26 protein-coding genes are annotated in these 24,438 nt (G+C 72.5%); 22 read left to right on the plus strand and 4 right to left on the minus strand.

Going from position 1 to position 24,438, the window contains the following annotated elements; translation table 11 throughout:
• Positions 1 to 148 precede the first annotated feature (148 nt).
• The 9 genes from rpsM to glmM all read left to right on the plus strand — a co-directional run bounded on the left by rpsM (position 149) and on the right by glmM (position 8,319).
• The gene (gene rpsM / locus ACIQTO_RS04085; RefSeq protein WP_360631611.1) at positions 149 to 529 is read left to right on the plus strand and encodes a 30S ribosomal protein S13; all 381 of its coding nucleotides are present in this window, start codon (positions 149 to 151) and stop codon (positions 527 to 529) included.
• Between the two features lie 72 nt (positions 530 to 601).
• A complete protein-coding gene (gene rpsK, locus ACIQTO_RS04090) occupies positions 602 to 1,009 on the plus strand; it encodes a 30S ribosomal protein S11 (protein WP_035800872.1) in 408 nt (135 codons plus the stop codon).
• A 130-nt stretch (positions 1,010 to 1,139) separates the two neighbouring features.
• Positions 1,140 to 2,162, plus strand: a complete 1,023-nt coding sequence (locus tag ACIQTO_RS04095; protein ID WP_030232516.1) for a DNA-directed RNA polymerase subunit alpha — start codon at positions 1,140 to 1,142, stop codon at positions 2,160 to 2,162.
• Between the two features lie 156 nt (positions 2,163 to 2,318).
• Positions 2,319 to 2,807 (plus strand): 50S ribosomal protein L17, encoded by a 489-nt coding sequence (gene rplQ, locus ACIQTO_RS04100; protein ID WP_360631608.1) that lies wholly within the window; start codon positions 2,319 to 2,321, stop codon positions 2,805 to 2,807.
• Between the two features lie 77 nt (positions 2,808 to 2,884).
• Positions 2,885 to 3,796 carry a tRNA pseudouridine(38-40) synthase TruA gene (gene truA / locus ACIQTO_RS04105; protein WP_402382462.1) on the plus strand — a complete coding sequence of 304 codons (912 nt, stop codon included), beginning with the start codon at positions 2,885 to 2,887 and terminating at the stop codon, positions 3,794 to 3,796.
• A 41-nt stretch (positions 3,797 to 3,837) separates the two neighbouring features.
• A complete protein-coding gene (locus ACIQTO_RS04110; RefSeq protein ID WP_402382465.1) occupies positions 3,838 to 5,511 on the plus strand; it encodes an ABC-F family ATP-binding cassette domain-containing protein in 1,674 nt (557 codons plus the stop codon).
• Positions 5,512 to 5,785: 274 nt separating this feature from the next.
• Positions 5,786 to 6,229 (plus strand): 50S ribosomal protein L13, encoded by a 444-nt coding sequence (gene rplM, locus ACIQTO_RS04115; protein WP_014136251.1) that lies wholly within the window; start codon positions 5,786 to 5,788, stop codon positions 6,227 to 6,229.
• A 46-nt stretch (positions 6,230 to 6,275) separates the two neighbouring features.
• Positions 6,276 to 6,776, plus strand: coding sequence for a 30S ribosomal protein S9 (gene rpsI / locus ACIQTO_RS04120; protein WP_402382468.1), 501 nt, complete (start codon positions 6,276 to 6,278; stop codon positions 6,774 to 6,776).
• A 178-nt stretch (positions 6,777 to 6,954) separates the two neighbouring features.
• Positions 6,955 to 8,319, plus strand: coding sequence for a phosphoglucosamine mutase (gene glmM / locus ACIQTO_RS04125; protein ID WP_402382471.1), 1,365 nt, complete (start codon positions 6,955 to 6,957; stop codon positions 8,317 to 8,319).
• A 71-nt stretch (positions 8,320 to 8,390) separates the two neighbouring features.
• On the opposite strand, the gene coaA is transcribed toward glmM, so the two are convergent.
• Positions 8,391 to 9,386: a type I pantothenate kinase gene (coaA, locus tag ACIQTO_RS04130; RefSeq protein ID WP_380577774.1), complete on the minus strand. Its 996-nt coding sequence runs from the start codon at positions 9,384 to 9,386 to the stop codon at positions 8,391 to 8,393.
• Between the two features lie 99 nt (positions 9,387 to 9,485).
• Between coaA and glmS the strand changes: the two genes are divergently transcribed.
• Positions 9,486 to 11,342 carry a glutamine--fructose-6-phosphate transaminase (isomerizing) gene (gene glmS / locus ACIQTO_RS04135; protein ID WP_402382474.1) on the plus strand — a complete coding sequence of 619 codons (1,857 nt, stop codon included), beginning with the start codon at positions 9,486 to 9,488 and terminating at the stop codon, positions 11,340 to 11,342.
• A gap of 37 nt (positions 11,343 to 11,379) precedes the next feature.
• On the opposite strand, the gene ACIQTO_RS04140 is transcribed toward glmS, so the two are convergent.
• Entirely contained in the window at positions 11,380 to 11,925 is a 546-nt protein-coding gene (locus tag ACIQTO_RS04140; RefSeq protein WP_402382758.1) for a Uma2 family endonuclease, read from the minus strand.
• Between the two features lie 139 nt (positions 11,926 to 12,064).
• Here ACIQTO_RS04140 and ACIQTO_RS04145 point away from each other — a divergent pair, with 139 nt between their 5' ends.
• The 6 genes from ACIQTO_RS04145 to ACIQTO_RS04170 all read left to right on the plus strand — a co-directional run bounded on the left by ACIQTO_RS04145 (position 12,065) and on the right by ACIQTO_RS04170 (position 18,116).
• Positions 12,065 to 12,436 carry a holo-ACP synthase gene (locus ACIQTO_RS04145; protein ID WP_402382761.1) on the plus strand — a complete coding sequence of 124 codons (372 nt, stop codon included), beginning with the start codon at positions 12,065 to 12,067 and terminating at the stop codon, positions 12,434 to 12,436.
• 21 nt (positions 12,437 to 12,457) lie between these two features.
• On the plus strand, positions 12,458 to 14,011 hold the full coding sequence (locus ACIQTO_RS04150) for an NAD(P)H-hydrate dehydratase (protein WP_402382477.1): 1,554 nt from the start codon (positions 12,458 to 12,460) through the stop codon (positions 14,009 to 14,011).
• A gap of 553 nt (positions 14,012 to 14,564) precedes the next feature.
• On the plus strand, positions 14,565 to 15,779 hold the full coding sequence (gene alr / locus ACIQTO_RS04155) for an alanine racemase (RefSeq protein ID WP_402382480.1): 1,215 nt from the start codon (positions 14,565 to 14,567) through the stop codon (positions 15,777 to 15,779).
• On the plus strand, positions 15,776 to 17,203 hold the full coding sequence (locus ACIQTO_RS04160; RefSeq protein WP_402382482.1) for an alpha/beta fold hydrolase: 1,428 nt from the start codon (positions 15,776 to 15,778) through the stop codon (positions 17,201 to 17,203). The genes alr and ACIQTO_RS04160 overlap by 4 nt, the downstream gene beginning before the upstream one ends.
• A gap of 116 nt (positions 17,204 to 17,319) precedes the next feature.
• A complete protein-coding gene (gene tsaE / locus ACIQTO_RS04165; protein WP_402382485.1) occupies positions 17,320 to 17,817 on the plus strand; it encodes a tRNA (adenosine(37)-N6)-threonylcarbamoyltransferase complex ATPase subunit type 1 TsaE in 498 nt (165 codons plus the stop codon).
• Positions 17,818 to 17,918: 101 nt separating this feature from the next.
• Positions 17,919 to 18,116: a hypothetical protein gene (locus ACIQTO_RS04170; RefSeq protein ID WP_402382488.1), complete on the plus strand. Its 198-nt coding sequence runs from the start codon at positions 17,919 to 17,921 to the stop codon at positions 18,114 to 18,116.
• A 104-nt stretch (positions 18,117 to 18,220) separates the two neighbouring features.
• Here the strand turns inward: ACIQTO_RS04170 and ACIQTO_RS04175 are convergent, their stop codons facing one another.
• A complete protein-coding gene (locus ACIQTO_RS04175; RefSeq protein WP_402382763.1) occupies positions 18,221 to 18,793 on the minus strand; it encodes a hypothetical protein in 573 nt (190 codons plus the stop codon).
• A gap of 174 nt (positions 18,794 to 18,967) precedes the next feature.
• Here ACIQTO_RS04175 and tsaB point away from each other — a divergent pair, with 174 nt between their 5' ends.
• The 5 genes from tsaB to ACIQTO_RS04200 all read left to right on the plus strand — a co-directional run bounded on the left by tsaB (position 18,968) and on the right by ACIQTO_RS04200 (position 22,571).
• Positions 18,968 to 19,624, plus strand: coding sequence for a tRNA (adenosine(37)-N6)-threonylcarbamoyltransferase complex dimerization subunit type 1 TsaB (gene tsaB, locus ACIQTO_RS04180; protein WP_402382491.1), 657 nt, complete (start codon positions 18,968 to 18,970; stop codon positions 19,622 to 19,624).
• Positions 19,625 to 19,755: 131 nt separating this feature from the next.
• Complete coding sequence (rimI, locus tag ACIQTO_RS04185) at positions 19,756 to 20,235, plus strand: ribosomal protein S18-alanine N-acetyltransferase (protein ID WP_402382493.1); 480 nt, start codon at positions 19,756 to 19,758, stop codon at positions 20,233 to 20,235.
• Positions 20,228 to 21,316 (plus strand): tRNA (adenosine(37)-N6)-threonylcarbamoyltransferase complex transferase subunit TsaD, encoded by a 1,089-nt coding sequence (gene tsaD / locus ACIQTO_RS04190; RefSeq protein ID WP_402382496.1) that lies wholly within the window; start codon positions 20,228 to 20,230, stop codon positions 21,314 to 21,316. Before rimI ends, tsaD begins: the two co-directional genes overlap by 8 nt.
• Positions 21,313 to 21,576, plus strand: a complete 264-nt coding sequence (locus tag ACIQTO_RS04195) for a hypothetical protein (RefSeq protein ID WP_380574526.1) — start codon at positions 21,313 to 21,315, stop codon at positions 21,574 to 21,576. The genes tsaD and ACIQTO_RS04195 overlap by 4 nt, the downstream gene beginning before the upstream one ends.
• Before the next feature lie 128 nt (positions 21,577 to 21,704).
• The gene (locus ACIQTO_RS04200) at positions 21,705 to 22,571 is read left to right on the plus strand and encodes a polysaccharide deacetylase family protein (protein WP_402382499.1); all 867 of its coding nucleotides are present in this window, start codon (positions 21,705 to 21,707) and stop codon (positions 22,569 to 22,571) included.
• Positions 22,572 to 22,580: 9 nt separating this feature from the next.
• Here ACIQTO_RS04200 and ACIQTO_RS04205 read toward each other — a convergent pair whose 3' ends face one another.
• Positions 22,581 to 23,756 (minus strand): SAM-dependent methyltransferase, encoded by a 1,176-nt coding sequence (locus ACIQTO_RS04205; RefSeq protein ID WP_402382502.1) that lies wholly within the window; start codon positions 23,754 to 23,756, stop codon positions 22,581 to 22,583.
• 363 nt (positions 23,757 to 24,119) lie between these two features.
• Between ACIQTO_RS04205 and groES the strand changes: the two genes are divergently transcribed.
• Positions 24,120 to 24,425: a co-chaperone GroES gene (gene groES / locus ACIQTO_RS04210; protein ID WP_014136232.1), complete on the plus strand. Its 306-nt coding sequence runs from the start codon at positions 24,120 to 24,122 to the stop codon at positions 24,423 to 24,425.
• Positions 24,426 to 24,438: the final 13 nt, after the last annotated feature.

Below are 24,438 nucleotides of genomic sequence, written 5' to 3' on the forward strand. Positions count from 1 at the left end.
CGCGCGACGCGAAAACGTCATAAGCGGGCTACCCGATCCGTCCTTCGCGGGACGGACTGCCACCCCCGGTCAGAGGCCGGGGCTCCCACACCGTGAGGTGTCGGAGTAGGTAGCGCGCAAGACCTCTGAAAAAGCACAGGAGCCTTGAATGGCACGCCTCGCCGGCGTTGATCTCCCCCGTGAGAAGCGGATCGAGATCGCCCTTACCTACGTGTACGGCATCGGTCGTACCCGCGCCCAGCACACCCTCGCCGAGACCGGTGTCAACCCGGATGTCCGCGTTCGCGACATCTCCGAGGAAGACCTCGTGAAGCTGGGTCAGTACATCGACGCCAACTTCACGGTCGAGGGTGACCTCCGCCGTGAGGTGGCCGCCGACATCCGCCGCAAGGTCGAGATCGGTTGCTACGAGGGTCTGCGTCACCGCCGCGGCCTGCCGGTCCGCGGTCAGCGCACCCACACCAACGCGCGTACCCGCAAGGGCCCGCGTCGCGCGATCGCCGGTAAGAAGAAGCCGGGCAAGAAGTAGTCCGTCCCGTCACCGGACATCCCTCCGGCCCGCGGGTCAGCGGACCGACCACCTCAGTAGGAGAACAGACTTATGCCCCCCAAGGGTCGTCAGGCTGCCGGCGCCAAGAAGGTGCGCCGCAAGGAGAAGAAGAACGTCGCTCACGGGCACGCCCACATCAAGAGCACGTTCAACAACACCATCGTTTCGATCACCGACCCTGCGGGCAACGTGATCTCCTGGGCCTCCGCCGGCCACGTCGGCTTCAAGGGCTCGCGCAAGTCCACCCCGTTCGCCGCGCAGATGGCCGCCGAGGCCGCTGCCCGTCGCGCGCAGGAGCACGGCATGCGCAAGGTTGACGTCTTCGTGAAGGGTCCGGGCTCCGGCCGCGAGACCGCGATCCGTTCGCTCCAGGCCACCGGCCTGGAGGTCGGCTCGATCCAGGACGTCACCCCCACCCCGCACAACGGCTGCCGTCCGCCGAAGCGCCGCCGCGTCTGACGCAGCGCCCTTCGGGCACTGGTGTTCGCTTGACACCGCGTACGGGGTCCCGGTTCGTCCGGGACCCCGTACGCTGGTTCTGTTCGGCATCAAATAGTGGGTGCCGAAGACAACTGGAGGATCTGAAAACATGCTGATCGCTCAGCGCCCCTCGCTGACCGAAGAGGTCGTCGACGAATTCCGCTCGCGGTTCGTGATCGAGCCGCTGGAGCCGGGCTTCGGCTACACCCTCGGCAACTCCCTTCGCCGCACGCTCCTCTCCTCGATCCCCGGTGCCGCTGTCACCAGCATCCGGGTCGACGGCGTCCTGCACGAGTTCACCACCGTGCCGGGCGTCAAGGAGGACGTCACCGACCTCATCCTCAACATCAAGCAGCTGGTCGTCTCCTCGGAGCACGACGAGCCGGTCGTGATGTACCTGCGCAAGCAGGGCCCGGGTGTCGTCACCGCCGCCGACATCGCGCCGCCGGCCGGTGTCGAGGTGCACAACCCCGAGCTGGTCCTCGCCACGCTGAACGGCAAGGGCAAGCTGGAGATGGAGCTGACCGTCGAGCGCGGTCGCGGCTACGTCTCCGCCGTGCAGAACAAGGCTTCCGGCCAGGAGATCGGCCGCATCCCGGTCGACTCGATCTACAGCCCCGTGCTGAAGGTCACCTACAAGGTCGAGGCCACCCGTGTCGAGCAGCGGACCGACTTCGACAAGCTGATCGTCGACGTCGAGACCAAGCCCGCCATGCGCCCCCGTGACGCCATGGCCTCGGCCGGCAAGACCCTGGTGGAGCTGTTCGGTCTCGCCCGCGAGCTGAACATCGACGCCGAGGGCATCGACATGGGCCCGTCCCCGACGGACGCCGCCCTGGCCGCCGACCTGGCGCTGCCGATCGAGGAGCTCGAGCTCACCGTTCGGTCGTACAACTGCCTCAAGCGCGAGGGCATCCACACCGTGGGTGAGCTCGTCGCCCGCTCCGAGGCCGACCTGCTCGACATCCGCAACTTCGGTGCGAAGTCGATCGACGAGGTCAAGGCGAAGCTGGCCGGCATGGGCCTGGCCCTCAAGGACAGCCCGCCCGGGTTCGACCCGACCGCCGCCGCCGACGCCTTCGGCGCCGACGACCTGGACGACGCGGGTTACGCGGAGACCGAGCAGTACTGAGTGCGTTCCGGGGGATTCCCCCCGGACCCCTGTTTTGCTGACGGGGGCGGTTCCCCGGAGTCGCCCCCGCCATCATGAAAGTCGTGCGGACACCGTGTCCGTACGCCCGCCGCGGTACCTGGTACGGCCGTGGTCGGAGATCCAAGGAGTCATTCCATGCCGCGTCCCACCAAGGGTGCCCGCCTCGGCGGCGGCCCGCACCACGAGCCGCTGCTGCTCGCCGGTCTGTGCCGGGAGCTGTTCCAGTACGGCCGCATCACCACGACCGAGGCCAAGGCCCGTCGGATGCGCCCGCTGGCGGAGAAGCTGATCACCAAGGCGAAGAAGGGCGACATCCACAACCGTCGCCTGGTTCGCAAGACGATCACCGACATCTCGGTGCTGCACACCCTCTTCACCGAGATCGCGCCGCGCTACGAGAACCGCCCGGGTGGCTACACCCGCATCACCAAGATCGGTGGCCGCCGCGGCGACAACGCCCCGATGGCCGTGATCGAGCTGGTCGAGGCGCTGACCGTCGCGCAGACCGCCGTCGGCGAGGCCGAGGGCGCCACCAAGCGCGCCGTCAAGGAGGCCGAGGCCAAGGTCGAGGAGACCAAGGTCGAGGACACCAAGGCCGACGAGGCCGAGGCCGAGCAGGCCTGACACCTTTGGGTGCAGTGCGGGCCCGCTCTCCCATTCCGTGGGGGAGCGGGCCCGTTCCTTCTGTCTGGAGTGAAGCAGTGGTCAACGATTGCGCCGAGCGGCCGCCGGTGAAGGACGGCCCGGCGGACGGGTACGTCCGGGTCCGGCTCGACCTCGCCTACCAGGGCGCGGAGTTCTCCGGCTGGGCCCGCCAGCGTGGCGGCCGCCGCACGGTGCAGGAGGAGATCGAGACCGCGCTGCAGATCGTCACCCGCAGCACGGAGCTCCACCCGCTGACGGTCGCCGGCCGGACCGACGCCGGTGTGCACGCCCGCGGCCAGGTCGCCCACGTCGACCTGCCCGCCGAGCTGTGGGCCGCGCACCGGGAGAAGCTGCTGCGCCGGCTGGCCGGACGGCTGCCCGGGGACGTGCGGATCTACCGGCTCGGCGAGGCGCCGGCCGGCTTCGACGCCCGTTTCTCCGCGATCTGGCGCCGCTACGCCTACCGGGTCGCCGACCACCCCGGCGGGGTCGACCCGCTGCTGCGCGGGCACGTGCTCTGGCACGACCGGCCGCTGGACGTCGAGCGGATGAACGCGGCCGCGGCGCTGCTGCTGGGGGAGCACGACTTCGCCGCGTACTGCAAGAAGCGCGAGGGCGCGACGACCATCCGCACCCTGCTGGAGCTGCGCTGGGACCGCGTCCCGGTCGACTCCTACGCCGCGCAGGAGGGCTCGCTGGCGGTCGCCACCGTCCGCGCCGACGCCTTCTGCCACAACATGGTCCGGGCCCTGGTGGGCGCGATGCTGCTGGTCGGCGACGGGCACCGGCCGGTGGAGTTCCCCGGCGAGGTGCTGGCCGGCGGGGTGCGCAACTCCGCGGTCAACGTGATCCGGCCGTACGGGCTGACGCTGGAGGAGGTCGGCTACCCGGCCGACGACCTGCTCGCCGAGCGCAGCCGGCTGGCCCGCCGGATCAGGACGCTGCCCGGGCAGCCGGCCGTCGGGTAATCCGTTTTGGTCCTGGGCGGCGGCTTGGGAGAATCGTCCCCATGGGACACGTCGAGATTTCGCACCTTGAGTACTACCTGCCGGACGGGCGGGTGCTTTTCGACGACGCGTCCTTCCGGGTCGGCGAGGGCACCGCGGTCGCGCTGGTGGGCGCCAACGGCGCCGGCAAGACCACGCTGCTGCGCATGATCGCGGGCGACCTCCAGCCGCACGGCGGCTCGGTGACGATCAGTGGCGGCCTCGGCGTGATGCGCCAGTTCGTCGGGACGACCGGCCGCGAGGCCAAGCAGGACGACGAGGACCGCCCGGGCCCGGCCCCGCTGGCCGCCGACGCCTCCGTCCGCGACCTGCTGGTCTCGGTGGCCCCCGCGCGGATCGCCGTCGCGGCCCGCGCGGTCGACGCCGCCGAGCTGGCGATGATCGCCCAGGACGACGAGAAGACGCAGATGGCGTACGCCCAGGCGCTCTCCGACTGGGCGGACGTCGGCGGGTACGACTACGAGACCGACTGGGACGTCTGCACCACCGCGGCCCTCGGGATGCCCTTCGACAAGGCCCAGTGGCGCGGGCTGAACACGCTCTCCGGCGGTGAGCAGAAGCGCCTCGTGCTGGAGGCACTGCTGCGCGGCCCCGAGGAGGTGCTGCTGCTGGACGAGCCGGACAACTACCTGGACGTCCCCGGCAAGCGCTGGCTGGAGGAGGCGATCAAGGCCACCTCCAAGACCGTGCTCTACATCTCGCACGACCGCGAGCTGCTCTCCCGGACCGCCGAGAAGATCATCAGCGTCGAGTCCGGCGCGGCCGGCAGCAGCGTCTGGGTGCACGGCGGCGGCTTCGACTCCTTCCACGAGGCCCGCAAGGACCGTTTCGCCCGGTTCGAGGAGCTCGGCCGGCGCTGGGACGAGGAGCACGCCAAGCTCAAGAAGCTGGTGGTCACCCTGCGCCAGGCCGCCTCGGTCAGCCACGCGCTGGCCACCCGCTACGCGGCCGCGCAGACCAGGCTGAAGAAGTTCGAGGAGGCGGGCCGCCCGGAGGAGCCGCCGCGCGAGCAGAACATCACCATGCGGCTCAAGGGCGGCCGGACCGGCGTGCGGGCCTTCACCATGGAGCGGCTGGAGCTCTCCGGCCTGATGAAGCCGTTCGACCTGGAGGTCTTCTACGGCGAGCGGATCGGCGTGCTGGGCTCCAACGGCTCGGGCAAGTCGCACTTCCTGCGGCTGCTCGCGGGGGACACGACGGTCGCCCACACGGGCCAGTGGAAGCTCGGCGCCCGCGTCGTACCGGGGCACTTCCGGCAGACCCACGCCCACCCGGAGCTGTTCGGCCGCACGGTGCGCTCGATCGTCGAGGAGGAGCACGCGCTCAGCCGCGGCGCCGCGATGGGGGCGCTTCGCCGGTACGAGCTGGACCGCCAGGAGGAGCAGAAGTTCGAGTCGCTGTCCGGTGGTCAGCAGGCCCGGCTGATGATCCTCAAGCTCGAACTGGACGGGGTGACGGCGCTGTTGCTCGACGAGCCGACCGACAACCTGGACCTGGAGAGCGCCGAGGCGCTGCAGGCCGGCCTGGAGGCCTTCGACGGCACCGTGCTGTGCGTCACACACGACCGCTGGTTCGCCAAGACCTTCGACCGGTTCCTGGTGTTCGGCGCGGACGGCCAGGTGTACGCGTCCGACGAGCCGGTCTGGGACGTCACCCGGGTCGAGCGCGAGCGCTGACCGGGCCTGGCCGGGGTGGGTGCGAGCGCCGGTCCGGGCCGCTTTCCGGCCCGGCCGGCGCGGGGGGATTTTGACCCACCCCGGCGCGCCCAGTAGGCTGGGGGCTTGTTGTGCGTATTGGCTCGCTCTATCTCACGTGAGAGGTCGGTACGCCGGAGATATCAGGTCGACCACCCAGCGGCTCCCCTTGAATTGCGTCCAAGGCAGCCAGGCTGACGCGCTCGACCGGGTGCTCCTGTCAGGACTCACTCACTGAAAAGCAGAGGCTACGACCGTGCGTACGTACAGCCCCAAGCCCGGCGACGTCCAGCGTCAGTGGCACGTCATCGACGCGACCGACGTCGTGCTCGGCCGCCTGGCCTCCCAGGCCGCCAACCTCCTCCGGGGTAAGCACAAGGCGATCTACGCGCCGCACGTTGACACCGGTGACTTCGTCATCATCATCAACGCGGACAAGGTGCACCTGTCGGGTAACAAGAAGACCCAGAAGCTGGCGTACCGCCACAGCGGTTTCCCGGGCGGTCTCCGCTCGGTCCGCTACGACGACCTCCTGGCGAACAACCCGGAGAAGGCCGTCGAGAAGGCCATCAAGGGTATGGTCCCCAAGAACTCCCTGGGTCGCCAGATGCTCTCGAAGCTGAAGGTTTACTCGGGCGACCAGCACCCCCACGCTGCCCAGCAGCCGGTGCCGTTCGAGATCACCCAGGTCGCGCAGTAACTCCGGCCACCTAGCCCCCCAACACTGAAAAGAGCTGAGGAACACCGTGGCCGAGACCACTGAAACCCTTGAGGTCGACTTCGACGAGACCGTCGTCGAGGGCGAGTACACCTCCGAGGAGTACACCTCCGAGTCGCTGGCCGGTCGCTTCGGCGAGGCCATCCCCGGCGCCGGCCTTGGCCGCCGCAAGGAGGCGATCGCCCGCGTGCGCATCGTCCCGGGCACCGGCGTGTGGAAGATCAACGGTCGCACCCTGGAGAACTACTTCCCCAACAAGGTGCACCAGCAGACCGTGAACGAGCCCTTCAAGCTGCTGGAGCTCGACGGTCGTTACGACGTCGTCGCCCGCATCTCGGGTGGCGGCACCTCCGGTCAGGCCTACGCGCTGCGCCTCGGTGTGGCCCGCGCCCTGAACGAGGCCGACGTGGACAACAACCGCGCCGCCCTCAAGAAGGCCGGCTTCCTCATGCGTGACGCCCGCGCCGTCGAGCGCAAGAAGGCCGGTCTGAAGAAGGCCCGTAAGGCCCCGCAGTACAGCAAGCGCTAGTCGCGCCCGAGGGGTGTGCGCCGCCCTGGTGGTGCACACCCCTGGTTGCGCTCTCACGCCCCGGAGTACCCCGTGTACTCCGGGGCGTCGTGCTCCCCGGCCATGGTGCGCGGGCCGGGGATTCGATCGAATGGACTGCCGGGTTTACCTGCCAGCAGCGGTGATGGAGGACGGGACAGTGGGACGACTCTTCGGTACGGACGGCGTACGCGGTGTGGCCAACCAGGGGCTGACGGCAGAGCTCGCGCTCGGGCTGTCCGTCGCGGCGGCGCACGTGCTCGGTGAGGCGGGGGCCTTCGACGGCCACCGGCCGGTCGCGGTGGTCGGCCGCGACCCGCGCGCCTCGGGCGAGTTCCTGGAGGCCGCGGTCATCGCCGGCCTGGCCAGTGCGGGCGTCGACGTGCTGCGGGTCGGCGTGCTGCCCACCCCGGCGGTGGCCTACCTCACCGGCGCCCTGGGCGCCGACTTCGGCGTGATGCTCTCCGCCAGCCACAACGCGATGCCGGACAACGGCATCAAGTTCCTCGCCCGGGGCGGCCACAAGCTGGACGACCGGATCGAGGACGCCATCGAGGCGCACTACCGCACCCACACCCTCGGCGGTGAGGAGTGGAAGCGTCCGACCGGTGAGGCCGTCGGCCGGGTCCGCGAGTACAACGAGGGCTTCGACAAGTACGTCGCCCACCTGATCGGCGTGCTGCCCAACCGGCTGGACGGCATCCGGGTCGTCATCGACGGCGCGCACGGCGCGGCCGCCTACGTCGCCCCCGAGGCGTTCGCCCGGGCCGGCGCCGAGGTCGTCCACACCCTGGGGGCCGAGCCCACCGGTCTCAACATCAACGACGGCGTCGGCTCCACCCACCTGGACCGGCTGCGCACCGCGATGGAGGAGTACCGGGCCGACCTCGGCATCGCGCTCGACGGCGACGCCGACCGCTGCCTGGCCGCCGACGCGGACGGCAACGAGGTCGACGGCGACCAGATCATCGCGATCCTGGCCGTCGCCATGAAGGAGGCCGGCACCCTGCGCCGCAACACGGCCGTCGCCACCGTGATGTCCAACCTGGGCTTCAAGCTGGCGATGGAGCGCGAGGGCGTGGAACTGGTGCAGACCGCGGTCGGCGACCGCTACGTGCTGGAGGCGATGAAGGAGCACGGCTTCGCGCTCGGCGGCGAGCAGTCCGGCCACGTCATCCTGCTGGACCACGCCACCACCGGCGACGGCACCCTGACCGGTCTCATGCTGGGTGCCCGGCTGGCCGCCACCAAGCAGCCGCTGGCCGACCTGGCCGCCGTGATGACCCGGCTGCCGCAGCTGCTGATCAACGTCAAGGGCGTGGACAGGAGCCGGGTGAACACCAGCCTCGAACTTGCCGCGGCGGTCGCCGAGGCCGAGGCCGAGCTGGGCTCCACCGGCCGGGTGCTGCTGCGCCCCTCCGGCACCGAGCCGCTGGTCCGGGTGATGGTCGAGGCCGCCGACCAGGTGCAGGCGAAGGCCGTCGCCGAGCGGCTGGCCGAGGCGGTCCGCACGCACCTGGGCTGACGCCCGCGCACCGCGAGACGAGCAGGGCCCCCGCCGTACGAACGGTGGGGGCCCTGCGGTGTGTCGGGGGATCAGAGTTTGCGCAGCAGCGCGCGGCGGACCTTGTGGTCCTGGCCCTTCTGCAGGACCAGGGTGGCGCGGCCTCGGGTGGGCAGCACGTTCTCCAGCAGGTTCGGCTTGTTGATGGTGCGCCAGACCTGACGGCCGTACTCCATCGCCTCCTCCTCCGGCACTTCGGTGAAGCGGCGGAAGTAGGAGTTCGGGTCCTGGAAGGCGGTCTGCCGCAGCTTGCGGAAGCGGTCCAGGTACCAGCTCTCGATGTCGTCGGTGCGGGCGTCGACGTAGATGGAGAAGTCGAAGTAGTCGGTGACCGCGAGCCTGGTCCGGCCGTCCGTCCCGGGCAGGGCCGGCTGGAGCACGTTCAGGCCCTCGACGATGAGGATGTCCGGGCGCTCCACGGTGAGCCGCTCGCCGGGCACGATATCGTACACCAGGTGCGAGTAGACGGGGGCGGTGACCCGCTCCTTGCCGGCCTTCACGTCCGCCACGAAGCGCATCAGCGCGCGGCGGTCGTACGACTCCGGGAAGCCCTTGCGGGCCATCAGGCCGCGTCGGCGCAGTTCGGCGTTGGGCAGCAGGAAGCCGTCGGTGGTGACCAGTTCGACCCGGGGGTGCTCGGGCCAGCGGGCCAGCAGCGCCTGGAGCAGGCGGGCGGTGGTGGACTTGCCGACGGCGACCGAGCCGGCCACGCCGATGATGAACGGCGTGCGGGTGCGCTCGGTGTCCGGGGTGTCCAGGAAGGTGCCCAGCGCGCCGCGCAGGTCGTGCGTGGCGTGGATGTAGAGGTTCAGCAGGCGGGACAGCGGCAGATAGACGTCACGGACCTCGTCCAGGTCGAGGGCGGTACCGAGGCCGCGCAGCCGTTCCACCTCCTCGGCGGTCAGCGGCAGCGGCGTACGCTCGCGCAGCGCGCTCCACTCGGCCCGGCTGAGGTCCACATAGGGCGACGGCGACGGGCCGGGCGTGGCGGCGCCCCGCGTACAGAGTTCGGTCAGCACATGCTCCATTGTGGGCCGTAGCGGCGTTCGCGGTGGCTGTGGTGTCGGTCACGCGCTGTGGGCGAAGCGTGCGAATGGGGCGTCTTGGGCGCCCTTATGCTGGCACGCATGTGCGGAATTGTTGGATACGTGGGCTCGCAGCCCGCCCTTGATGTAGTAATCGCAGGCCTGCAGCGACTCGAGTACCGGGGCTACGACTCGGCCGGTGTCGCCGTGCAGGTGCAGGGCTCCGACGGGCAGTGGAGCCTGGCCACCGACAAGCGGGCGGGCAAGCTCGCCAACCTGGAGAAGTCGCTCGCCGAGACCCCTCTTCCCGGCGGCACCACCGGCATCGGCCACACCCGCTGGGCCACCCACGGCGGCCCCACGGACGCCAACGCCCACCCCCACCTGGACGACGCCGTCCGGGTGGCCGTGGTCCACAACGGCATCATCGAGAACTTCGCCCAGCTCCGGGCCGAGCTGGCCGAGCGCGGCCACACGCTGCGCTCGGAGACCGACACCGAGGTCGTCGCGCACCTGCTGGCCGAGGTGTACGAGGGCGACCTCGCGGAGGCGATGCGGATCGTCTGCCGCCGGCTGGACGGCGCCTTCACCCTCGTCGCCGTGCACGCCGACGCGCCGGACGTCGTGGTCGGCGCGCGCCGCAACTCGCCGCTGGTGGTCGGGCGCGGCGAGGGCGAGAACTTCCTCGCCTCGGACGTGGCCGCGTTCATCGCGCACACCCGTGAGGCGATCGAGCTGGGGCAGGACCAGGTCGTCGAGCTGCGCCACGAGGGCGTCACGGTGACCAACTTCGACGGCAGCCCGGCGGACGTGCGCGAGTACCACGTCGACTGGGACGCCTCGGCCGCCGAGAAGGGCGGCTACGACTACTTCATGCTCAAGGAGATCGCCGAGCAGCCGAAGGCCGTCGCCGACACCCTCCTCGGCCGGATCGGCACCGACGGTCGGCTCACCCTCGACGAGCTGCGGATCTCCGACACCGACCTGCGCTCGGTGGACAAGGTCGTCATCGTCGCCTGCGGCACGGCCTTCCACGCCGGCATGATCGCCAAGTACGCGATCGAGCACTGGACCCGCATCCCGTGCGAGGTCGAGGTCGCCTCGGAGTTCCGCTACCGCGACCCGATCATGGGTCCGGGCACGCTGGTCATCGCGATCTCGCAGTCCGGCGAGACCATGGACACCCTGATGGCGCTGCGGCACGCGCGTGAGCAGGGCGCCAAGGTGCTGGCGATCTGCAACACCAACGGCTCGACCATCCCGCGCGAGTCGGACGCGGTGCTCTACACGCACGCCGGCCCGGAGGTGGCGGTCGCCTCCACCAAGGCGTTCCTGACCCAGCTGGTCGCCTGCTACCTGGTCGCGCTCTACCTGGGCCAGGTGCGCGGCACCAAGTGGGGCGACGAGATCTCCGCCGTCATCAAGGAGCTCGGCGACGCGCCCCGGCAGGTCGAGCAGGTGCTGGAGACCATGGAGCCGGTGCGCGAGCTGGCGCGTTCGCTCGCCGACGCCAAGTCGGTGCTGTTCCTCGGTCGCCACGTCGGCTTCCCGGTGGCCCTGGAGGGCGCGCTCAAGCTCAAGGAGCTGGCGTACATGCACGCCGAGGGCTTCGCGGCGGGCGAGTTGAAGCACGGGCCGATCGCGCTGATCGAGGAGGGGCTGCCGGTCGTGGTGGTCGTGCCGTCGCCGCGCGGGCGCTCGATCCTGCACGACAAGATCGTCTCCAACATCCAGGAGATCCGGGCCCGCGGTGCGCGCACCATCGTCATCGCGGAGGAGGGCGACGAGGCGGTCGTCCCGTACGCGGACCACCTGATCCGCATCCCCGTGACGCCGACCCTGCTGCAGCCGCTGGTCTCCACCGTGCCGTTGCAGGTCTTCGCCTGCGAGCTGGCGACGGCGAAGGGCCACGAGGTCGACCAGCCGCGCAACCTGGCGAAGTCGGTCACCGTCGAGTAGTACCCCGTCCGGCCGGTGCCCCTGCGGTGGCTGCGTCCTACCGCAGGGGCACCGTGTCGAGCGTGAACGAGAACGGGGCGGGGAGGTCGAGCGGCTTGCCGAAGTCGACCTGGCTGTGGGCGGTGTAGTCCTCGCCCTCGGGGTCGGTGAAGAGGGTGACCTTGCCCTCGCTGCGGTCGACCAGCAGGTAGCAGGGGATGCCGGCGGCCGCGTAGCCGCGGCGCTTGGGACCGCGGTCCTTGACCGGGTTGGTCGACGTCACCTCGAAGACCAGCAGGACTCCGGAGGCGTCCGCCCAGGAGCCGGAGTTCTCGAAGTGGCCGACCGGGGCGACCGTTCCGTCGGGGATGAACCGGCCCTTGGGGGTGACCAGCCCTCTGTTCCCCGACAGGTCGAATTCGACCTCGGCCTTGCGCATGAGCTGCCTGTTGAGCAGCGAGAACGCGGTCTCGTGCGATCCGTCCGGTGGCGGCGTCACGACGATCTCCCCTTCGATGAGCTCGGCCTTGAACCCCGGCGGTGTGTCCAGCTCCAGGAATGCCTGGAGGATGTCCTGCTGCAGCGGGTGCTCGACTGCCGGCATGGCGACCATGGCCCTTCTCCCTCCTGCTGGTCCGTGCGCCTGTCTGCCTTGCGAACGACACGGTAGGCGTACGGACCGACACCGGTGGGGGATCGAAGTGGTTGTCACTCGAAAGTGTCCCGCAAAGGTGGAGGAACAGCTGGTGATCATCGGGGTCGGGATCGACGTGGCGGGGATCGACCGGTTCGGCGCCGCGCTGGAGCGCACGCCGGGGCTGGCGGAGCGGCTGTTCACGCCGGGCGAGCGGCGGCTGCCGTCGGGGGAGCCGCGCGGTACGGCGTCACTCGCGGCGCGGTTCGCGGCGAAGGAGGCGCTGGCCAAGGCGCTCGGCGCGCCGGGCGGACCGCACTGGACGGACGTCGAGGTGGTGACGGAGGCGTCCGGGCGGCCGGAGCTCTGGGTGCGGGGGACGGTGGCCGCACTGGCGGCCGAGCTGGGCGTCGTCTCGTGGCACGTGTCGCTCGGCCACGACGCGGGCGTAGCGTCGGTGGTAGTCATCGCCGAGGGTTAGCCGAAGGGTAGGGGCTTGCGCATGCGCCGTGCTCACCGTGTCGAACAGGTCCGGTCCGCCGAGGCCGAACTGATGGCCCGACTGCCCGAGGGCACCCTGATGCAGCGGGCTGCCGCAGGCCTCGCCGCCACCTGCGCCCGGCTGCTGACCCGCCGTCGCGGTCGGGTGTACGGGAGCCGGGTGGTGGTGCTCGCGGGCAGCGGGGACAACGGGGGTGACGCGCTGTACGCCGGCGCGGCGCTGGCCCGGCGCGGCGCGCGGGTGACGGCGGTGCTGCTCGCGCCCGGGCGTGCCCACGTACAGGGGCTGGCGGCGCTGCGTGCCGCGCACGGTCGGGTGGTGCTGGAGCAGGAAGTCGGCCTGGCCGACTTCTCGTGCGCCGACCTGGTGCTGGACGGCATCGTCGGGATCGGCGGCCGGGGCGGGCTGCGCCCGGAGGCGGAACCGTACGCGCGGGCCGGGCGGCGCGGTGTGGTGGTGGCGGTGGACGTGCCCAGCGGGGTGGACGCCGACACCGGAGAGGTGGCGGGCTCGGCGCTGCGGGCGGACGTCACGGTCTGCTTCGGCACGTACAAGCCGGGGCTGCTGATCGACCCGGGCGCCTCGTACGCCGGCGCGGTCCAGCTGGTGGAGATCGGGCTGGCACTGCCGACCGCCGAGGTGGAGGCCCTGCAGCACGCCGAGGTGGCCGCGCTGCTGCCGGTCCCGGGAGCGGAGAGCGACAAGTACCGGCGCGGCGTGGTCGGGGTGGCGGCCGGTTCGGTGACGTACCCGGGGGCGGCGCTGCTGGCGGTCGCCGGCGCGCTGCGCGGTGGTGCGGGCGCGGTGCGGTACGTCGGGACGGCGGCCGAGGAGGTGGTGCGGCGGTTCCCGGAGGTGCTGGTCACCGAGGGCGGGCCGGCCGGCGCCGGCCGGGTGCAGGCCTGGGTGGTCGGTCCGGGGGGAGGGGACGGAGCCCGGCAGGCGCTCGGCGAGGCGCTGGCGAGCGACGTACCCGTCCTGGTGGACGCGGACGGACTCACCGAACTGGGTCGACTCGGCCCGCAGGCCCTGACCGGGCGGACGGCGCCCACGCTGCTCACCCCGCACACCGGCGAGGCGGCCCGGCTGCTGGCGGGGGCGGGGGTGGTTGGGGCGGGGGGCACCACACCGCCGGCTGCCGACGAGTTGGCCGCCGCCCGATTGGTCACCGCACGCCGGCTGGCTGCCGCGTACCGGGCGACGGTGCTGCTGAAGGGCTCCACCACGGTGATCGCCGACCCGGGGGGCGCGGTGCGGGTCAATCCGACCGGTACGCCGTGGCTGGCGACGGCCGGGAGCGGCGACGTGCTCGCCGGCCTGGCCGGCTCCCTGCTGGCGGCGGGTCTGCCCGTGCTGGACGCCGCCTCGGTGGCCGCGTATCTGCACGGCCTGGCCGGGCGCCACGCTGCGAGTGCGGTGGGTGCGGCGGGCCTGCCGGGTGTGTTGGGCGCGGCGGGTACGCCAGGTGCGCCGGTTATGGCGTTGCAGGTGGCCGCTGCCCTGTCGGCGGTCTGGCGCGATGTGCGGGGGTCGGCAGGGCCGGCGGCAGAATAGACCGACCGGTCTACATAGTGGTGGATGCGCTCGTCCGGGGTGGAGCAGGAAGTCGGACAGGCCGACTTCCTGTGCGTGTGGGGCGTTGGGCGCGGGCTGGAATGTAGACCGGTCTACATATTCGACCTGCGGGTGTGGGGTGGATCCCAAGGGAGAGATGGGTGCCGGCGCGGGAAGTCGGGCGGGCCGACTTCTCGTGCGGTGATCCGGTGAAGCGGTGGTGCAGGGGTGCGGGTCTGGGGGTGTTGCGAAGGTAGACCGGTCTACATATTCCTGGCTCAGGATCGTCCAGCGGGGAGGGGCCCGCCCGGCAGCGCTCGCCGGGGTGGGGTGGGAAGTCGGACGGGCCGACTTCTCGCGCGGGGCAGGGTGCGGCGCGGGGTGGCGCGGGGTGGCCCGGAGTGGTCCGGAGTGGTCCGGGGAACCGGTGGTGCTTCGGGGGCGTCCCGGACGAGGTGGCGGGGCATACGGGCCGGTCGGCGGGCCGGGGCCGGTCCGCCGCGCCGACGGGCCGTTCGGCGAGGACCATGAGACGTCTGGGAGACTGACCCTGATGACAACTGCGAACACGACCGGCACGGCCACCCTCACCGACGGCGTACGGGCCGAGGCGACCATCGATCTGGCCGCCCTGCGCGGCAACCTCGCCGCGCTGCGCGAGCGCGTCGGCGCCGCCACGGTGATGGCCACGGTCAAGGCGGACGCCTACGGCCACGGCGCGGTCCGCTGTGCCCGCGAGGCGGTCGCCGCAGGCATCGGCTGGCTCGGCACGGCGCTCCCGCAGGAGGCGCTCGCCCTGCGCGCCGCCGGAATCCGCCCCGACCAGGCCCGCGTCCTCTGCTGGCTCTGGACGCCGGGCGGCCCCTGGCGCGAGGCGCTGCTCGCCGACATCGACGTCTCCGTCAGCGGCGAGTGGGCACTGGACGAGGTGCTCGCCGCCGTCCGCGCGACCGGCGTTCCGGCCCGGGTGCACCTGAAGGCCGACACCGGCCTCGGCCGCAACGGCTGCCAGCCCCACGACTGGCCCGAGCTGGTCGCCGCAGCCCGGCGTGCCGAGGTCGAGGGCCTGCTCACGGTGGTCGGCGTCTGGTCGCACTTCGCGGCGGCGGACGAGCCCGGCCACCCCTCCATCCAGGCCCAGCTGGACGCCTTCCGCGAGGCGCTGGCGCACGCCGAGGCGGCCGGGCTGCGCCCTGTGGTCCGCCACCTCGCCAACTCGCCGGCCACCCTGCTGCTCCCGCAGTCGCACTACGACATGGTCCGTACCGGCCTGGCGATGTACGGGCTCTCGCCCGTCCCGGAGGTCGGCTCGCCGGCCGATTTCGGGCTGCGCCCGGTGATGGCGTTGACCGCCCGGTTGGCACTGGTCAAGCACGTTCCCGGTGGCCACGGCGTCAGCTACGGACACCACTACACCACGCCGGGCCCGACCACCCTGGGCCTGGTGCCGGTCGGCTACGGCGACGGTGTCCCCCGGCATGCCAGCGGCACCGGTCCGGTGCAGATCGCGGGCAAGTGGCGCACGGTGGCCGGCCGGGTGGCGATGGACCAGTTCGTGGTCGACCTCGGCGGGGACACCCCCGCGATCGGCGACGAGGTGCTGCTGTTCGGCAACGGCGAGCAGGGTGAGCCGACCGCCGAGGACTGGGGCCGGGCCTGCGGCACCATCTCCTACGAGATCGTGACCCGGATCGGCGCCCGGGTGCCGCGGCGCTACCTCGGCGCGAGCGCGGACACCACGGACAGCGCCGAGGGCCCGGTCGCATGAGCGAGGAGGCCGGCTCCGGTCCGGTCGCGGCGGTGGCCAAGGCGGCGGGCGCGGCCTCCGGGGTGAGCCGGGCCGGCCTGATCGGGATCTCGGTCGGCGTGGTCGCGGCCGGTGCGGCCGCCGGTGTGGCGATCGAGCGGCTGACCGTCGGCCGGGCGACCCGCCGCCGGGCCCGCGCGGAGCTGGACGCCAACGCCCCGTACGGCTCGCTGCGCGGGCACCCGTGCACGGTGGCGGCCCCGGACGGCACCGAGCTCTACGTGGAGCTGGACGGCACCGGTTGGCCCGAGCCCGTCCGGGTGCGCGCCGAACACCCGCCGCACCACGAGGCCGGGACGGACGGCGGTGCCGGGACGGACGCCGGTGACGATGCCGGGGCCGGCCGTCGCGGCTGGTTCGTCCGCCGCCGGGCGGGCGGCCCCGGGAGCGGCGAGGGACCGGTCGACCGGAGCGGCCTGCCCGGTCTGCTGGGCGGCTCCGGCGCGCTGGTGCGGGCCGGGCGGCGCTCCGGCCCCGGGCCCGCCGCCGCGGACGACGACGGACGCGAGCCGTTGACCGTGATCTTCTGCCACGGTTACTGCCTCAACCAGGACAGCTGGCATTTCCAGCGGGCCGCGCTGCGCGAGGGCATGCGGCTGGTCTTCTGGGACCAGCGCAGCCACGGCCGGTCCGAGCGCTCCCGCTCCTTCCTGGCCGGCGAGCCCGCGAGCATCGACCAGCTGGGCGGGGACCTCAGGACGGTGATCGAAGCCGTCGCGCCGACCGGGCCCCTGGTCCTGGTCGGTCACTCGATGGGTGGCATGACGGTGATGGCGCTGGCCGACCAGGACCCGGACCTGTTTCGGGAGCGGGTCGCCGGGGTCGCGCTGATCGGCACGCTGGCGGGGGACTGGGAGGCCGTGACCCTCGGTCTGCCGGCGGTCGGCGCCAAGCTGTTCAAGAAGGTCGCGCCCGGCGTGATGAAGCTGCTCGGCCGGCAGGTCGAGCTGGTGGAGGCGACCCGGCGGCTGGGCGCCGACGTCAGTGCCGTCTTCTACCGGAAGTTCTCCTTCGGCGGGAAGGACGTCGACCCGGGCGTGGTGCGGTTCGCCGAACAGCTGTTGGACGCCACCCCGATCGACGTGGTGGCCGAGTTCTACCCGGTGTTCGGCGCGCACGAGAAGACCTCCGCGCTGGCGGCCCTGCGAGGCATCCCCACCCTGGTGCTCGCGGGTACCAAGGACCTGCTGACCCCGCCCGCGCACAGCGAGGCGATGGCCGAACAACTGCCCGGCGCCGAGCTGCTCCTGGTGGAGGACGCCGGGCACCTGGTGATGCTGGAGCGCCCCGACCTCGTCGACCGGTGCCTGGCCGCCCTGCTCAAGCGGGCGGTGGACTACCGGGGCGCGGCGCCGCTGCCGCCCTCGGTGGGGGAGACGGAGTAGCCCGACCGATCACCTCGGACCGGGCCGGGCGCGGGGCCGGGCGGGGATGTGGCACCGTAGCGGAGGCGCCCGGAGGTCGGTGCGCCGCAGTACGGATCGAAGGGCTTGAATCGCGCATGGGCTCGCACGCCACTCTCACCGTCGCCACTCCCCAGCGGATGGGCCGGCTCGGCCGGGAACTGGCCGCGCTGCTGCGGCCGGGGGACCTGGTGCTGCTCTCCGGGGAGCTGGGGGCCGGCAAGACCACGCTCACCCGGGGTCTGGGGGAGGGGCTCCAGGTGCGCGGGGCGGTCACCTCGCCGACCTTCGTGATCGCCCGGGTGCACCCGTCGCTGGTCGGCGGGCCGGCGCTGGTGCACGTGGACGCGTACCGGCTGGGCGGGGACCTGGACGAGATGGAGGACCTCGACCTGGACGTCTCGCTGCCGGAGTCGGTGGTGGTGGTCGAGTGGGGCGAGGGCAAGGTCGAGCGGTTGGCCGAGGACCGCCTGGAGGTCCGGATCGAGCGTGCCATCGGTGGCGCGGCGGACGGGGACGACCTGGACCCGCGCCAGGTGCGGCTGACCGGGATCGGCCCGCGCTGGACCGGGGTGGAGCTGGACGCGCTGGCCTGAGCCGGCCGATGCCGACAGACTGTCGGGAAAGTGTTGCGGGCGGGGTGCCGGGCGTGATGGGATAGGTGCTGCGGTTAGGTCTGCCTAACTAGGGAGGCGCCATGTCGAGCACCACCCCCGCCCCGGAGCGCGCGCCGCGCGGTACCGGGGCCGGAGAGCCCGCCCGCAGCGTTCAGGGCGGGCCGATGCGGGCCCTGCTGGCCGCGTGTGCGGCCGCGGAGGCGGTCTCCACCCCGCCGGAGCGTCGGACGACCGCGGCACCCGCCGAACCCCTGGCCGACACCCCTCGCGCGGCCTGACCTCCGCGGCCTGACGTCCCCCTGACCTCCCCCGGACCGGCCCGCCGGCACGACGGGGGCCCGCGAACCACGGCCCGCGGGCCGTACCCGCAGGCCCCGGAGCCTCAGGCGATCACGACGACCTTGGTGCCGTTCGGCGCGAAGTCCCAGATCAGCTGACCTTCCGGTCGCCCGCTGCGGATGCCGCCGGTCTTGGCCTTCGGGTCGGTGGTCGGGGTGGCGCCGTCCACGGCCGCGCTGAAGCCGAACACCACGCCGTTCTGCTGGGCGAAGCGCACCACGTGCTCGATCTGGCGGCCGTCGGTACCGGTGGTGGTGGGTGTGCGGCTGTACACCGGGTAGCTGCCGGGGGTCGGTTCCACCGAGCCCGGAGTGACCGCGAAGGTGGCCACCACCTGCGGGTTCTTCTTGGGGTCGATCAGCCAGACGTAGTGGCTGCCGACCGAGTAGACGATCCGCAGCCCGCTGCCCGAGCCGACCGGCAGCGCCGGGGCGGTCGGGGTGGCCGAAGCGGACGGGCTGGCCGAGGCGGACGGGCCGCTCGACGAGGTGGTCGGGCTCGCACTCGGCCGGGTGGCTCCCGCGCGGTCCTGCGCGCCGTTGGCCTGGAAGGCCAGCAGGCTCACCACCGCCAGGGCCCCCAGGGTCAGCCCGGTGACCACCACTCCAGGACCCATCTTCGCCACGTGTCGCTCCCACCGCCGTCCCAAAACCCGTCGGCCCCATCGTGCCAGGTCGACTCCTCCGCGCCCGCACCCCGTAGGACGTGTGTTCCGAACCCGGACGCCTTGTCGATCGGGCGGACCAAGACCGGCGGTGGGCCACGGCTCCGACCGGTCTAACCTTGACCCGTGCTGCTGCTCGCGTTCGACACCGCTACCCCCGCCGTCACCGCCGCCGTCCACGACGGCGCGGCCGTCCTCGCCGAGACCGACCAGGTCGACGCCAGGCGCCACGGTGAACTGCTCCTCCCCGCCATCGACCGGGTGCTGCGGGAGGCCGGCGTCGACAAGCACCGGCTGACCGGCATCGCGGTGGGCGTCGGCCCGGGCCCCTACACCGGCCTGCGGGTCGGCCTGGTGACGGCCGCCGCGCTCGGCCACGCGCTGGGCGTGCCGGTGCACGGCGTCTGCACCCTGGACGCGATCGCCCACGCGGCGCGCGCCGGCGGCCTCGCCGGGCAGCCGTTCACGGTGGCCACCGACGCGCGCCGCAAGGAGGTCTACTGGGCCTCGTACGACGCGGACGGCCGCCGTGCCGAGGGCCCCGCCGTGGACCGCCCGGCCGAGCTGACACCGCGGCCGCTGGCCGTCGGCGCCGGCGCGCTGCTGTACCCGGAGGCCTTCCCGGGCGCGCACGGGCCCGAGCACGTCTCGGCCGGCGCGCTGGCCGACTTCGCCGCCGCCGAACTCGCCGCCGGCCGTGAGCTGCTGCCCAACGTGCCGCTGTACCTGCGGCGCCCGGACGCCCAGGTGCCCGCCGGCTACAAGGCGGTGCTCCCGGCGTGACCGGCCCGAACGGCGTAACCGTTCCGAGCGGCCCGAGTGTTCCGAGCCTTCCGAGCGGCCCGAGCCTTCCGAACGGCCGGACCGGACCGGGCACCGCGGCCGCCCCGAGCGGCCCCGCCGCCCTGCGCCCGATGCGCTGGTGGGACATCGCGCCGGTGATGGAGCTGGAGCTGGACCTCTTCCCGGAGGACGCCTGGTCCACCGGGATGTACTGGTCCGAGCTGGCCGAGACCCACCCCGGCGGCACCCGCCACTACACGGTGGCCACCGCCGCCGACGGCGCGATCGTCGGCTACGCCGGGCTGATGGCGGTGGCCGGCGAGGGCGACGTGCAGACCATCGCCGTCGACCGGCGGCACCAGGGCACCGGCCTCGGCGCGGTGCTGCTCGCGGACCTGATCCGGGAGGCGGCCCGGCGCGACTGCGCCGAGCTGCTGCTGGAGGTGCGGGTGGACAACCCGCGCGCCCAGCGGCTGTACGAGCGCTTCGGCTTCGAAGCGGTCGGCATCCGGCGCGGCTACTACCAGCCGGCCGGCATCGACGCGCTGGTGATGCGCCTCGATCACCCCAGTACCGAACCGAAGGACCTGAAGGAAGACCGCCATGGCTGACGAACCGCTCGTCCTCGGCATCGAGACCTCCTGCGACGAGACCGGCGTCGGCATCGTGCGCGGCACCACGCTGCTCGCCGACGCGGTGGCCTCCAGCGTCAACGACCACGCCCGGTTCGGCGGTGTGGTGCCCGAGATCGCCAGCCGCGCGCACCTGGAGGCGATGGTCCCGACCATCCAGCGCGCCCTGGACACCGCTGGCATCAAGGCGAGCGACCTGGACGGCATCGCCGTGACGGCCGGCCCCGGCCTGGCGGGCGCGCTGCTGGTCGGCGTGAGCGCCGCCAAGGCCTACGCCTGGGCGCTGGACAAGCCGCTCTACGGGGTCAACCACCTGGCCTCGCACATCTGCGTGGACCAGTTGGAGCACGGCCGGCTGCCCTCGCCGACGATGGCCCTGCTGGTCTCCGGCGGGCACTCCTCGCTGCTGCTCAGCGAGGACATCACCAGCGACGTCCGGCCGCTCGGCGCGACCATCGACGACGCGGCCGGCGAGGCCTTCGACAAGGTCGCCCGGGTGCTCGGCCTCGGCTTCCCCGGCGGCCCGGTGGTGGACCGCACCGCCCGCGAGGGCGACCCCAAGGCGATCGCCTTCCCGCGCGGTCTGAGCGGCCCGAAGGACCCGGCGTACGACTTCTCGTTCTCGGGGCTGAAGACCGCCGTCGCCCGCTGGGTGGAGGCCAAGCGCCGGGCCGGAGAGGAGGTGCCGATCGCGGATGTCGCGGCCTCGTTCCAGGAGGCGGTCACCGATGTCCTGACCCGCAAGGCGGTCAAGGCCTGCAAGGACAGCGGCGTCGACCACCTGATGATCGGCGGCGGGGTGGCGGCCAACTCGCGACTGCGCGAGATGGCCCAGCAGCGCTGCGACAAGGCGGGCATCCGGCTGCGGGTCCCGCGTCCGGGGCTGTGCACCGACAACGGCGCGATGGTCGCCGCGCTGGGGGCCGAGATGGTCTGGCGCGACCGCACGCCCTCGGCCTTCGACCTCTCGGCCGACTCCTCGCTGCCGGTCACCGAGGTCCACGTGCCGCACACCGACGTGCACGGCCAGGCGTACCGGGCGCTGGGCGGCGGGCGGTGACCACCACCGCCGCGATGTGGGAGGCGCGGGCCGCCGACGGCCGGGGCGCCGAGCTGTCCGCCTGGGTCCGCGAGGTCGCGCTGCCCGCGCTGCGCGGTTCGGCCGGCCTGGTCCGCGCCGAGCTGTTCGGCGCCGCGGGCGACCGGGTGCTGCTGATCACCTGGTGGACGGCCGAGCCGTTGCCGCTCGCCGAGCCGCCCGCCGGGCTGATCGGCCGTCCGGTGCACCGCTGGTCCTTCGTCAGCGAGCATGTGGAGTAGCCGTTCGTCAGCCTGTCCTGGAACCGAACAGCTGACCGTTACCGTGCATAGCTGAGGAACAGCTGGACGGTACCGGGGAGCGCGGCGCGGTGAAGTGGCACGGGCGGGGCAGGACGAGGACGTACACGGTGGGGGCGCTGGCCCTGTTGGCCGCCGCCACGGGCTGTGGCGGCGGCGGGTCGGGCACCGCGGCGGGCGCCGCCGCGACCACGCCGGCGGCCGCGCAGCGGCCCTCGACGGCCGCGAGCCCGGCGCCCGCGACGACGCCCGCCGCGGTGCCCGCGGCCGGGGACGCGGCGGCCTGGGCGAAGTGGAACCTCAAGCCGCTGCCGCCCGCCCCCGCGGCGCCCGCCGACAAGCCGGTCAAGCTCGAACGGACCGGCACCGTGCCGGTGTTCAGCGAGGTGAAGACCACCGACAAGGTCGTCTTCCTCACCATCGACGACGGCGCCGAGAAGGACCCGAAGTTCGTCGAGATGCTGACCGACCTCAAGGTGCCGGTCTCGATGTTCCTGACCCGGGACATCGTCAAGGACAACTACGGCTACTTCAAGCCGCTCCAGGCACTCGGCAACCACATCCACAACCACACCGTGGACCACGCCCAGATGAGCAAGGTCCCGCCGGAGAAGCAGAAGTCCGAGATCTGTGACGCCCAGTCCGCGCTGACCCAGCAGTACGGCAGCGCGCCGCTGCTGTTCCGGCCGCCCTACGGGGACGGTGCCAACACCCCGGCGCTGAACACCGCGGTGCAGCAGTGCGGGCCGCGCGCGATCGTGCTCTGGCGCGAGTCGATGCAGATCCACGACATGCAGTACCAGGCGGCGGACAAGAAGCTGCGGCCCGGCGACATCGTCCTCGCCCACTTCCGGGGTCCGAAGGACCTCAAGGGCGAGACGATGACGCAGATGTTCGGGGAGCTGCTGGCCCGCGTCCAGGAGCAGGGCTTCGCGGTGGCCCGGCTGGAGGACTACATCCAGGCGCCCGCCTCCTGACCGGGGGCGCTAGGGGAGCGTCACCGGCCGGCCGAGCATCATCAGCGGGCCCCGGTCGGTGCGGCTGAGGATCACCGTGACGCTGTTCGGCCCGCTCGGCTTCAGCTGGCGGCGCAGCTCCTCCGGGGTGATCGCCATCCCCCGCTTCTTGATCACCACGGTGCCGACGGCCCGTTCGCGCAGCAGCGCCTTCAGCTTCTTGATGTGGAACGGCAGCACGTCGGTCAGCTCGAAGGCGTGCGCGTACGGGGTGGCGACCAGGTGGTCCGAGGTGACGTAGGCGATCTTCGGGTCGATCAGCCGGCCGCGCACCTGCCCGGCGACCTCGGCGACCAGATGGGCCCGGATCACCGCGCCGTCCGGCTCGTAGAGGTAGCGGCCGACCGGTCCGGCCGGCGGGTCGGGCAGGTCGCCGCCGGTCAGCGAGGCGCCGTGCGGCAGCAGGGTGGCGCGGTGCGGGCGGTCGGCCCCGGTGCCGAACCAGAGCACCGCCTCCTTGACGTCGCCGTGGTCGGAGACCCACTCGGCCTCGGCGTCGGCCGGTACGGCCTCGTGCGGGATGCCCGGAGCCACCTTGAGCGCGCCGACCGGGGTGCGCCGGCCGGCCTCGATCGCCCAGGAGAGCGGCGGGGCGTACGCCTCGGGGTCGAACACCCGGCCGCGCGCGGTGCGGCGGGCCGGGTCGGTGAAGACCGCGTCGTACCCGGTGACGTCGATGTCGGCGACGTCGGCGCACCGCACCTCGACCAGGTCCGCCAGGCCCAGCGCGGTGGCGTTGGCGGCGGTGGCCGCGCAGGCCGCCGGGTCCTTGTCGACGGCGAGCACCTCGATGCCGGCCCGGGCCAGCGCGAGGACGTCCCCGCCGATGCCGCAGCAGAGGTCGGCCAGCCGGCGCACGCCCAGGTCGGCGAAGCGCCGCGCCCGCCACTCGGCGACGACGCGCCGGGTGGACTGCTCGACGCCGTTGGGCGTGAAGTACATCAGGTCGGCGTCCGTGCCGAACTTCGCGCGGGCCCGTTGCCGCAGCCGGGCCTGTCCGAAGGCCGCCGAGACCAGCTCCGCCGGGTGCTCCCGGCGCAGCCTGGTCGCCAGCGCGAGCTCCTCCTCGGGCGCGAACTCGCGCAGTTCGGCGAGCAGGGACTGTCCCTCGGGGGTCAGCAGGGGCTGCAGGTTCTCGGTCTCCACGCGCTCATTCTCCCCGGTCGGGCCGCGGCGGTGCCGGGGTGCCGTGGTGCCGTGGCGACGGGGTGCGGTGGTGCCGGGGCCGCCGAACCGCCGGGGGCCGTCGGCCCACCGGGGGCACGCGTGTGCGGTGCGGTGGCGGCATCGCACAGGAGTACGACCGGAGATCCGCCCGCCCGAACCGTTCGGGCGCGCCGTTGGCACTCTGGTTGACTGAGTGCTAACCGCCGCCTATGGTCGTCCTTGGCACTCTCCCCATGGTGAGTGCTAACGCGACGACGTGTGTCTGACCCCCGCGACGGCAGGCCCGCAGGTTCGCCACCTACCTGTTAGAAAACCCCGTAATCTCCGAAGGGGAGCTCGGACGTGACCACCAGCAGCAAGGTTGCCATCAAGCCGCTCGAGGACCGCATCGTGGTCCAGCCGCTCGACGCCGAGACCACCACGGCCTCCGGCCTGGTCATCCCGGACACGGCCAAGGAGAAGCCCCAGGAGGGCGTCGTCCTGGCTGTCGGCCCGGGCCGCTTCGAGGACGGCCAGCGTCTGCCGCTCGACGTCGCCGTCGGTGACATCGTCCTGTACTCGAAGTACGGCGGCACCGAGGTGAAGTACCAGGGCGAGGAGTACCTCGTCCTCTCGGCGCGCGACGTTCTCGCCATCATCGAGAAGTAAGCAGCACCGAGAA

The organism is Kitasatospora sp. NPDC091207 (genome assembly GCF_044768625.1).
GTDB lineage: Bacteria > Actinomycetota > Actinomycetes > Streptomycetales > Streptomycetaceae > Kitasatospora.

Bases quoted from the DNA above. Each gene is read 5' to 3' on its own strand.
- alr (WP_402382480.1), top strand. From the start codon at position 14,565: ATGACAACTGCGAACACGACCGGCACGGCCACCCTCACCGACGGCGTA.
- glmS (WP_402382474.1), top strand. From the start codon at position 9,486: ATGTGCGGAATTGTTGGATACGTGGGCTCGCAGCCCGCCCTTGATGTA.
- rpsK (WP_035800872.1), top strand. From the start codon at position 602: ATGCCCCCCAAGGGTCGTCAGGCTGCCGGCGCCAAGAAGGTGCGCCGC.
- ACIQTO_RS04170 (WP_402382488.1), top strand. From the start codon at position 17,919: ATGTCGAGCACCACCCCCGCCCCGGAGCGCGCGCCGCGCGGTACCGGG.
- ACIQTO_RS04110 (WP_402382465.1), top strand. From the start codon at position 3,838: ATGGGACACGTCGAGATTTCGCACCTTGAGTACTACCTGCCGGACGGG.
- ACIQTO_RS04175 (WP_402382763.1), bottom strand. From the start codon at position 18,793: ATGGGTCCTGGAGTGGTGGTCACCGGGCTGACCCTGGGGGCCCTGGCG.
- tsaE (WP_402382485.1), top strand. From the start codon at position 17,320: ATGGGCTCGCACGCCACTCTCACCGTCGCCACTCCCCAGCGGATGGGC.
- coaA (WP_380577774.1), bottom strand. From the start codon at position 9,386: ATGGAGCATGTGCTGACCGAACTCTGTACGCGGGGCGCCGCCACGCCC.
- tsaD (WP_402382496.1), top strand. From the start codon at position 20,228: ATGGCTGACGAACCGCTCGTCCTCGGCATCGAGACCTCCTGCGACGAG.
- ACIQTO_RS04150 (WP_402382477.1), top strand. From the start codon at position 12,458: ATGCGCCGTGCTCACCGTGTCGAACAGGTCCGGTCCGCCGAGGCCGAA.
- rplQ (WP_360631608.1), top strand. From the start codon at position 2,319: ATGCCGCGTCCCACCAAGGGTGCCCGCCTCGGCGGCGGCCCGCACCAC.
- ACIQTO_RS04095 (WP_030232516.1), top strand. From the start codon at position 1,140: ATGCTGATCGCTCAGCGCCCCTCGCTGACCGAAGAGGTCGTCGACGAA.
- ACIQTO_RS04140 (WP_402382758.1), bottom strand. From the start codon at position 11,925: ATGCCGGCAGTCGAGCACCCGCTGCAGCAGGACATCCTCCAGGCATTC.
- ACIQTO_RS04160 (WP_402382482.1), top strand. From the start codon at position 15,776: ATGAGCGAGGAGGCCGGCTCCGGTCCGGTCGCGGCGGTGGCCAAGGCG.
- rimI (WP_402382493.1), top strand. From the start codon at position 19,756: ATGCGCTGGTGGGACATCGCGCCGGTGATGGAGCTGGAGCTGGACCTC.
- rpsM (WP_360631611.1), top strand. From the start codon at position 149: ATGGCACGCCTCGCCGGCGTTGATCTCCCCCGTGAGAAGCGGATCGAG.